This is a genomic window from Phocaeicola sp., assembly GCF_048170425.1.
In the GTDB taxonomy this organism is placed as follows: Bacteria; Bacteroidota; Bacteroidia; order Bacteroidales; family Bacteroidaceae; genus Phocaeicola.
The window spans coordinates 1-9,180 of the sequence record NZ_DBEXBB010000207.1 but is presented as its reverse complement, the minus strand read 5'-3'; the positions used below and the strand labels follow the sequence as shown (position 1 = coordinate 9,180).

The 9,180-nt window shown below is 46.3% G+C and carries 8 protein-coding genes; 7 read left to right on the top strand and 1 reads right to left on the bottom strand.

What is annotated here, in order from left to right:
* The 7 genes from cysQ to ACMJ0U_RS08205 form a co-directional block, all read left to right on the top strand.
* The coding region (gene cysQ, locus ACMJ0U_RS08235; RefSeq protein WP_417129501.1) for a 3'(2'),5'-bisphosphate nucleotidase CysQ at nucleotides 1-698 on the top strand (698 nt) is incomplete at its 5' end.
* A gap of 11 nt (nucleotides 699-709) precedes the next feature.
* The gene (locus ACMJ0U_RS08230; protein ID WP_417129500.1) at nucleotides 710-2,251 is read left to right on the top strand and encodes an SLC13 family permease; all 1,542 of its coding nucleotides are present in this window, start codon (nucleotides 710-712) and stop codon (nucleotides 2,249-2,251) included.
* Nucleotides 2,252-2,276: 25 nt separating this feature from the next.
* A complete protein-coding gene (cysC, locus tag ACMJ0U_RS08225; RefSeq protein ID WP_417129498.1) occupies nucleotides 2,277-2,888 on the top strand; it encodes an adenylyl-sulfate kinase in 612 nt (203 codons plus the stop codon).
* A 12-nt stretch (nucleotides 2,889-2,900) separates the two neighbouring features.
* The gene (gene cysD / locus ACMJ0U_RS08220; protein WP_304126036.1) at nucleotides 2,901-3,812 is read left to right on the top strand and encodes a sulfate adenylyltransferase subunit CysD; all 912 of its coding nucleotides are present in this window, start codon (nucleotides 2,901-2,903) and stop codon (nucleotides 3,810-3,812) included.
* Between the two features lie 72 nt (nucleotides 3,813-3,884).
* Complete coding sequence (gene cysN / locus ACMJ0U_RS08215) at nucleotides 3,885-5,330, top strand: sulfate adenylyltransferase subunit CysN (RefSeq protein WP_417129503.1); 1,446 nt, start codon at nucleotides 3,885-3,887, stop codon at nucleotides 5,328-5,330.
* 22 nt (nucleotides 5,331-5,352) lie between these two features.
* The gene (locus ACMJ0U_RS08210) at nucleotides 5,353-6,198 is read left to right on the top strand and encodes an SGNH/GDSL hydrolase family protein (RefSeq protein ID WP_417129496.1); all 846 of its coding nucleotides are present in this window, start codon (nucleotides 5,353-5,355) and stop codon (nucleotides 6,196-6,198) included.
* 38 nt (nucleotides 6,199-6,236) lie between these two features.
* A complete protein-coding gene (locus ACMJ0U_RS08205) occupies nucleotides 6,237-7,343 on the top strand; it encodes a sulfotransferase (protein WP_337789017.1) in 1,107 nt (368 codons plus the stop codon).
* A gap of 69 nt (nucleotides 7,344-7,412) precedes the next feature.
* On the opposite strand, the gene ACMJ0U_RS08200 is transcribed toward ACMJ0U_RS08205, so the two are convergent.
* Nucleotides 7,413-9,180 (bottom strand): alpha-L-fucosidase (locus ACMJ0U_RS08200; protein ID WP_417129494.1); only part of this gene is annotated, 1,768 nt, incomplete at its 5' end.

Sequence of the window (9,180 nt, the reverse complement as noted above, 5' to 3'; positions counted from 1 at the left end):
ACAATTCTCCGCTAACCATTGCCGATCGCAAGTCTCATGCAATCATAGCCCAAGCACTGTCCGCAACTCCCTACCCCGTTTTGAGTGAAGAAGGAGCCCAAATCGACCCTGAAGAGAGACTAGAATGGAAAGAACTATGGGTAGTCGACCCGCTGGACGGTACCAAGGAATTTATCAAACGTAACGGTGAATTTACCGTAAACATTGCTTATGTAAAAAACGGTAGCCCCGAAGCAGGAGTCATTTACATTCCAGTGAAGCAGGAACTTTATTTTGCTGACATGGAGTTTGGAGCCTACAAAATCAAAGACATCACTGAGTCTGGAGCTTATCCGTCACTGGATGCGCTGATGGAGCAAGCTGAACGTCTGCCGTATGCAAATCGGACAAACGACACGTTCATTATCGTAGCTTCACGGTCACACCTGACTCCTGAGACAGAAGCTTACATCCATGAAATGCAGCAAAAACATGCACAAGTGGAAACAATTTCTAAAGGAAGTTCGTTAAAGCTGTGCCTCATCGCCGAAGGAGAAGCTGATGTGTATCCTCGTTTTGCGCCGACCATGGAATGGGATACGGCTGCCGGTCATGCTATCATCCGTGCTTCCGGAAAGGAAGTATATCAGGCTGGAAAAACAGAACCGCTACAATACAATAAAACAGACCTGCTGAACCCCTGGTTCATCGCAGAATAACACACCAATTTATGTCTATCGAGATTATCATCGTACTCTTTTCACTTGTGGCCATGCTGGCTGCACTGATTATGGACAAAATGCGACCGGGAATGATTTTATTCTCAGTGGTCGTAATTTTCCTTTGTACGGGGATTCTTACCCCTAAAGAAATGCTGGAAGGTTTCAGCAATAAAGGAATGATTACCGTCGCCATGCTGTTCCTGGTCAGCGAAGGTGTTCGTCAGAGCGGTGCTTTAACCCAACTTATCAAAAAACTTCTTCCTCAAAAAGAAACTTCCGTATTCAAGGCACAGGCACGCATGCTGCCCAGTATTGCCTTCATTTCGGCCTTTTTGAACAACACACCGGTTGTAGTTATCTTTGCCCCCATCATTAAACGGTGGGCCAATTATGTCAAACTGCCGGCCACTTATTTTTTAATTCCCCTTTCGTATGTAACAATTTTAGGAGGTATCTGTACCTTAATAGGAACCTCTACCAACTTGGTGGTGCATAGTATGATTCTTGAAGCTGGAATGAAAGGGTTCAGTATGTTCGAACTAGGAAAAGTCGGCATCTTCATTGCATTGGCCGGCATCATCTACCTATTTCTGTTTTCCAAGAAACTGTTACCTGCCAACCGTCCGGAAACAACGAATGAAGAAGAAGGCGATTCTTCATTGCATCTCGTAGAAGCCGTTATAGGACCTCGATTCCCAGGTATCAACAAAACGGTCAGTGAATTCGATTTTAAACGTCATTACGGAGCCGAAATAAAAGAACTTCGCCGTAGCGGACGCACTTATACCAATCTAAGCAAAGTCAGTTTCCGAGAAGGTGACACTCTAGTGGTACTGACCGACGATAGCTTTATCCAGACATGGGGAGAATCATCCGTCTTCCTGATGTTGGCCAATGGAAAAGAATACGAACCAACCGGAAAGAAAAAACGCTGGTTCACCCTCTTCCTGCTTTTATTCATGATTGTAGGAGCCACTATCGGTGAACTACCGGGCATCGAGAAATATCTTCCTGAAGGCATCAAGCTGGATATGTTCTTCTTCGTATCTATCACTACGGTCATCATGGCCTGGAGCAAGATATTCCCCCCGCAGAAGTATACTAAATATATTTCATGGGATATTCTGATTACAATTGCCTGCGCTTTTGCAATCAGTAAAGCCATGGAAAACTCTGGAGTAGCCGACCTATTAGCCGGATACATTATCAGCCTGAGCCACAACTATGGTCCCTATGTATTGCTAGCCGTACTGTTTATCATTACGAACATCTTTACGGAACTAATTACCAACAATGCGGCGGCGGCACTGGCTTTCCCTATAGCCTTGTCCTTGTCCACTCAGTTAGGAGTCAATCCGATGCCCTTCTTCGTAGTCATCTGCATGGCAGCCTCAGCCAGTTTCTCTACCCCCATCGGCTATCAGACCAACCTGATTGTGCAAGGTATCGGGAACTACAAGTTCACCGACTTCGTCCGTATCGGATTGCCGCTGAACATCATCACGTTCCTGATTTCCGTGTTCCTTATCCCATTGATATGGCCGTTTTAAAACCGATTCAAATACGCTTTAAAATATGAACAATCAAGAAACAAATCATATCTATCCGATATTCGACCGCATGTTAGGTCGTGCCGATAAAGAAGAACTATTGAAACAACGCGGACTCATGATCTGGTTTACCGGACTAAGCGGTTCTGGCAAGAGCACCATCGCCATTGCCCTGGAACGTGAGTTGCAGCAACGCGGCTTACTATGCCGTATCCTAGATGGCGACAATATCCGCAGCGGCATTAACAACAACTTAGGATTCTCGGCAGAAGACCGTGTAGAAAATATTCGCCGTATTGCAGAAGTCGGCAAGCTGTTTGTCGATACCGGTATCATCACCCTGGCGGCTTTTATCAGCCCCAACAATGAGATACGTGAAATGGCTGCCGGAATTATCGGAAAAGAAGACTTCTTAGAAATCTATGTCAGCACCCCGCTGGAAGAATGCGAACGCCGCGATGTAAAAGGCCTGTATGCCAAGGCACGCCGTGGAGAAATCAAGAACTTCACCGGCATCTCTGCTCCGTTCGAAGCGCCAGTGCATCCGGCACTTTCGCTCGACACATCGAAATTATCCCTTAAAGAATCTGTCGACCGACTGCTCGACCTGATTCTTCCTAAAGTAATCAAAAAATAAACATATATAACCATGCAAGAAGAATACAATTTAAGTCACCTGAAGGAGCTCGAAGCCGAGTCTATTCACATCATCCGTGAGGTGGCTGCCGAATTTGAAAATCCGGTGATGCTTTACAGTATCGGAAAAGACTCATCCGTCATGGTCCGTCTGGCAGAAAAAGCCTTCGCTCCAGGAAAAGTTCCTTTCCCACTGATGCACATCGATTCTAAATGGAAATTTAAGGAAATGATTCAGTTCCGCGATGAATATGCCAAGAAATACGGCTGGAACCTGATTGTAGAAAGTAACATGGAAGCTTTCAATGCAGGTGTAGGCCCCTTCACTCACGGAAGTAAGGTACATACCGACCTGATGAAGACACAGGCCCTGCTTCATGCCCTCGACAAATATAAATTTGACGCTGCTTTCGGTGGTGCACGCCGCGACGAAGAGAAATCACGCGCCAAAGAACGTATCTTCTCTTTCCGTAACGAATTCCACCAATGGGACCCTAAGAACCAGCGTCCGGAACTCTGGGACATCTACAATGCCCGTATCCGTAAAGGTGAAAGCATTCGCGTATTCCCGTTGAGCAACTGGACAGAACTGGACATCTGGCAATATATCCGTCTTGAAAATATTCCCATCGTACCGCTATATTTCGCTAAAGAACGCCCTGTAGTCAATATGGACGGACAACTGATTATGCCCGACGACGACCGCCTGCCGGAAAAATATCGCGACAAGATTGAAATGAAGAAAATCCGTTTCCGTACCTTAGGATGCTGGCCGCTGACAGGAGCCATTGAAAGCGAAGCCGATACCATCGAAAAGATTGTAGAGGAAATGATGACCACCACAAAGAGTGAACGTACTACCCGCGTCATCGACTTCGACCAGGAAGCCAGCATGGAACAAAAGAAACGTGAAGGATATTTTTAATTACGTAACCACATGGAACAATTAGATAAAAGTAAATCAGGCAACCCGATGGAAGGAGAAGCCAGAGGCAAGATGTCCATCGAAGAATTCCTGACAAAAGATGAACAAAAAGACCTGCTCCGTTTCCTGACCGCAGGTTCAGTAGACGACGGAAAATCCACTCTAATCGGACGTCTGCTGTTCGACAGTAAGAAATTGTATGAAGACCAGCTCGATGCCCTGGAACGTGACAGCAAGCGTATGGGAAATGCCGGTGAACACATCGACTACGCCCTGCTGCTCGACGGACTGAAAGCTGAACGTGAACAAGGTATCACCATCGACGTAGCTTACCGTTACTTCTCCACCAACAACCGTAAGTTCATCATTGCCGACACTCCGGGACACGAACAATACACCCGTAACATGATTACCGGTGGTTCTACCGCTAACTTGGCAGTCATTTTGGTCGATGCCCGTACCGGTGTCATCACACAGACCCGCCGCCACACTTACCTGGTATCCTTGTTAGGTATCAAGCACGTGATATTGGCTGTCAACAAAATGGACTTGGTAGACTACTCAAAAGAAGTATTCGACAAGATTGTATCTGAATATACCGCTTTCATCTCCCCGTTAGGAGTTCCCGATGTGCAGTGCATTCCGCTTTCAGCCCTTGAAGGTGACAATGTAGTAGAAAAATCAGACCGCACTCCATGGTACGAAGGTCCAGCCTTGCTGGAATTCCTTGAAACCGTACACATCGGCAACGACCATAACCTGAACGACTTCCGGTATCCGGTACAGTATGTACTCCGTCCGAACCTCGACTTCCGTGGCTTCTGCGGAAAGGTAGCTTCCGGCATCATCCGTAAAGGTGATGAAGTGGTGGCCCTTCCTTCCGGCAAACGTTCCCATGTGAAGAGCATCGTGACGTACGATGGGGAACTCGACTATGCCTTCCCACCCATGTCTGTAACCCTGACACTGGAAGACGAAATCGACGTATCCCGTGGTGAAATGCTGGTACACCCGGACAACATGCCGTTGGTTGGACGTAACTTCGAAGCTATGCTCGTATGGATGGACGAAGAAAAGATGGACATGGAAAAATCCTTTTTCCTGAAGCAAACCACCAATACCAGCCGCACCCGTATCGACAGCATCAAGTATAAGGTAGATATCAACACCATGGAACACCTGTCAGTAGAAAACGGACGTCTGGCCAAGGAAAATGTGCCTATGCAACTCAACCAGATAGCCCATGTGGTACTAACTTCTTCCAAGGAACTGTTCTTCGACCCATATACAAAGAACAAAGCTACCGGTGCCTTCATCCTGATTGACCCGATTACCAACAACACCAGTGCAGTAGGTATGATTATCAATCAGGTGGCCGACAAAGACATGCACAACCAGATGGAACTGCCTGTCCTCAATCTGCCGAAACTGGGAATTGCTCCAGAGCACTACGAAGCCATTGAACGTGCCGTAAAAGAACTGGAACGTCAAGGCATTGCTGTGGAAATAAAAAAATAACATACATCACACACGGTAAGGTATGAATAAAAAATTCACAGCTCTCGCAATGGCGGCATTCATGGTCTACCTGGACGCTTCTGCCTCTATTCAGGCAATGGAAACTTCAGCAGAAACCTATACTTCTGCCAACGAAAGTCATCAATGGAAAGGTAAAAAAGTAGCTTTCTTGGGTGACTCCATTACAGACAAACAACGAATCGGTACACAAAAGTGCTACTGGGAGTACTTAGCCGAGATGTTGGGAATCGATGCGTTTTCATACGGTATCAATGGAAATCAAATGGATGGTCTGCTGAAGCAAGCCCAGCAACTACTTCAGGAACACGGACAAGACATCGATGCCATTATTATCTTCGCAGGTACCAATGATTTCAATGCAGGAATCCCTATCGGCAAATGGTTTGAAGAAGTAAAACGCGATGCTCCCATGCCGAACGGAAAGAAAGCAGAAAGGACTTACCGTGAAATGAATACAAATACAGACACATTCTGCGGACGTATAAACAGACTGATGGATTATCTGAAAACGAATTTCCCGACTCAGCAAATCATTTTGCTGACACCTCTGCATCGAGGATTTGCACAATTTGGAGACACCAATGTACAACCGGAAGAAGCTTTCGCCAACAGTAAAGGATTATTCGTAAGTGAGTATGTGCAAACAATCAAAGAAGCCGGAAATGTCTGGGCTGTACCCGTAATCGACCTGAACAGCCTGAGCGGGCTATACCCCATGAATAATTCCCATGTGCCTTATTTCCACAATGGAGAAACGGACCGGCTTCATCCCAATGCAGAAGGACACAAACGAATGGCCAAGACACTGATGTACCAGATGATGGCCCTTCCTTCTTCATTTAAATAAAGAATAAAGACCAAGAAATAATAAAACAAAACGTAAAAATGGGATTACTTGAATTCAACAAACTCCCCATCAACACCTTGGTGGGAGCCGACTGGAAGACTTTCAACCAGATAACCGCCGGTCGTACCATCGACCCAGCGTACAAGGGAAAATACCGCCTGACCAAGGCCGTATGTCGCCTGTTATCCACCCTGGCTCCCCTACAGGACAAGCGCTACGAGAAACTTTTAGCTGACAAGCCATTAGAACACGACCCTGTATTTATACTCGGACACTGGCGCAGTGGAACTACGTTCATGCACAACGTATTTTCTTGCGACAAGCACTTCGGTTACAACACTACCTATCAAACGGTATTCCCACACCTGATGATGTGGGGACAACCTTTCTTCAAGAAGAACATGAGCTGGCTGATGCCAGACAAACGTCCGACCGATAACATGGAACTGGCCGTAGACCTTCCGCAAGAAGAAGAGTTTGCCTTAGCCAACATGATGCCTTACACGTACTATAACTTCTGGTTCCTGCCTAAACACATGCAGGAGTATGCCGACAAGTACCTGTTGTTCGATGACATCAGCGAGGCCGAACTGAAAGTGTTTGAGGAAACCTTTACCAAACTCATCAAGATTTCCTTGTGGAACACCCATGGCACTCAGTTCCTCAGCAAGAATCCGCCGCATACCGGACGTGTGAAGGAACTGGTGAAAATGTTCCCGAACGCCAAGTTCATCTACCTGATGCGTAACCCGTACACCGTATTTGAATCTACACGCAGCTTCTTCACCAACACCATCCAGCCACTGAAATTGCAGGACATCAGCAATGAAGAATTGCAAGAGAACATTCTTTCGGTTTATGCCAAACTGTACCATAAATACGAAGCCGACAAGAAGTTCATTCCGGAAGGCAATCTGGTAGAGGTTCGCTTTGAAGACTACGAAACCAATGCCTTCGACATGACGCAGGAAATCTACCAGAAACTACAGATTCCCGGCTTTGAAGAGGCTCGTGCCGACATCGAAGCTTACGTCAACAAAAAGAAAGGTTACAAGAAAAACAAATACCAATACAAGCCTGAAACGGTAGAGCTGGTAGAAAAGAACTGGTCATTTGCCTTAGAGCAGTGGGGATATAAGTTGTAAGACTGAACTCTATAAAACAAAAAATGCGGGATATAGTTCCGCATTTTTTGTTATACATTCTCAGCCCGCTTATTCACATACTATCCGAAATCCTACGGCCGTTTTCAGACGAACAGAATCAGGATAAACAATACTCAGTCCGTCCGCCTCTTGCTTCCACGCTATCTTATTCTTCTCTCCCAATAACTCCACAGAAGTCACATGCTTTTGTCCTATACCCGCATCACTTCCTAAAGAGACAATTTTCAGTTTATCGCCAGCCTTTGGTACAGTCATACACCAGGCATAGATTGCTCCATCTTTGCCAACTGTAAAACGAAAATCAGTGGTATAGAAGGAATGATTCGCCTGATTTGCTCCAATAAACCCGCCAGGCAACACATTCAATTTACCGTCCTTTCCTTCACCTAATACAGTCCAGGCAGAACTTCCATAAATTCCCTGTCCGTTTATCCGCATCCATTCACCGACTTCTTTCAACATCTTTACACAGCCTTCATCCAGTGAACCATCAGGACGAAGCGGAATAGATACACCTACCGCACCGTCACGAGCCACAATTTCCAGCAAATAACGTATCACCGCATCTGAGCTATACACAAAATCCGGTCCATAGAACCAGTCACCGACCGGAGCCTCTGCAATCCAGGCTTGATCGGTTTTGATATTCTCTGGAATTCCACTCTCACAAGTATTGACCGTACCATTCGTCTGCTTCCTGAACTTCACGATACTGAACACATCCACCTTTCCCCGTCGAGCCAGCGTCTTATTATAGAAATCCGCTATCACTCGTTGCATGGCATCACATTTGTATCCAGTACCTGTTCCAGAGCCACTGAAAGGTTGCTGGTCTGTACCGTCTGTATAAATGAAATCCGGATTGTATTTATCTACGGCATCCATCATTCTCAACGCCCACCATTTAGCATACCATTCGGCATACTCCAGATGACCGCTAAAGATACCGGCTTGAGGAGGAGACCATCTTGAGTTGGCCGCCTCAGCCACCGTTTCATACTCCCTTAAATTAATCCCATACAGATACCTGGGGTCTAATCCTTCCCACCATTTACCTTTTCCGTCAGCCAAAGTCAGGTTTCCATCGTATGACACGCCTTTCTTGTTACCTTTCGTATCACTTTGAAAAGCTGTCTGCCACCACCACCAGGAATACTCATGATGGAAGGTAAGACCAAAACGGATTCCTGCCTTTCTTGCAGCTTTCTCCCATTCACCAATCAAATCACGCTTCGGCCCCAGACGAGTGGAGTTCCAAGGTTGATATTTGGAATCCCACATATCAAACTGGTCATGATGCACACCCTGGATAATAAGAAATTTTGCTCCTGCATCCTTGTATATATCCACTAGAGACTTCGGGTCAAACTTCTTCGGATTCCAGTCGCGCAATACTTCCTTGTATCCCACTTCCGAAGGATGTCCATAGTTCTTCAGATGATTTTCATACGCCGGTGTCCCCTCCACGTACATTTTCCGGGCATACCAGTCGCCGCTTTCTCCTGCCGACTGCGGTCCAAAGTGTATCCAGATTCCAAATTTAGAATCCCGCAACCATTCCGGTGTACCCGGATAATTTGCCTCAATCGACTGCCACGTGGGTGCATACGGTCCGTCAGTGACCGGCAAATCCAGTTTTACCTCTTCAAAAGTCTGGTTATTCCCCATCGGAACAGAATTTTCCGCCAGCGGTTTATGTACTGACGGCATCGGCTCCAGTTCATAGTTCACTCCTCCATTCGCTTGGTGCTGACAGGCTGCCATGCAAACTCCCACACATATACAGCCTAATAATGTAATCTGATTCATGCCTATT

Coding starts and splice junctions, on each gene's coding strand:
- cysN (WP_417129503.1), top strand. CDS start 3,885: ATGTCCATCGAAGAATTCCTGACAAAAGATGAACAAAAAGACCTGCTC.
- cysC (WP_417129498.1), top strand. CDS start 2,277: ATGAACAATCAAGAAACAAATCATATCTATCCGATATTCGACCGCATG.
- ACMJ0U_RS08210 (WP_417129496.1), top strand. CDS start 5,353: ATGAATAAAAAATTCACAGCTCTCGCAATGGCGGCATTCATGGTCTAC.
- cysD (WP_304126036.1), top strand. CDS start 2,901: ATGCAAGAAGAATACAATTTAAGTCACCTGAAGGAGCTCGAAGCCGAG.
- ACMJ0U_RS08230 (WP_417129500.1), top strand. CDS start 710: ATGTCTATCGAGATTATCATCGTACTCTTTTCACTTGTGGCCATGCTG.
- ACMJ0U_RS08205 (WP_337789017.1), top strand. CDS start 6,237: ATGGGATTACTTGAATTCAACAAACTCCCCATCAACACCTTGGTGGGA.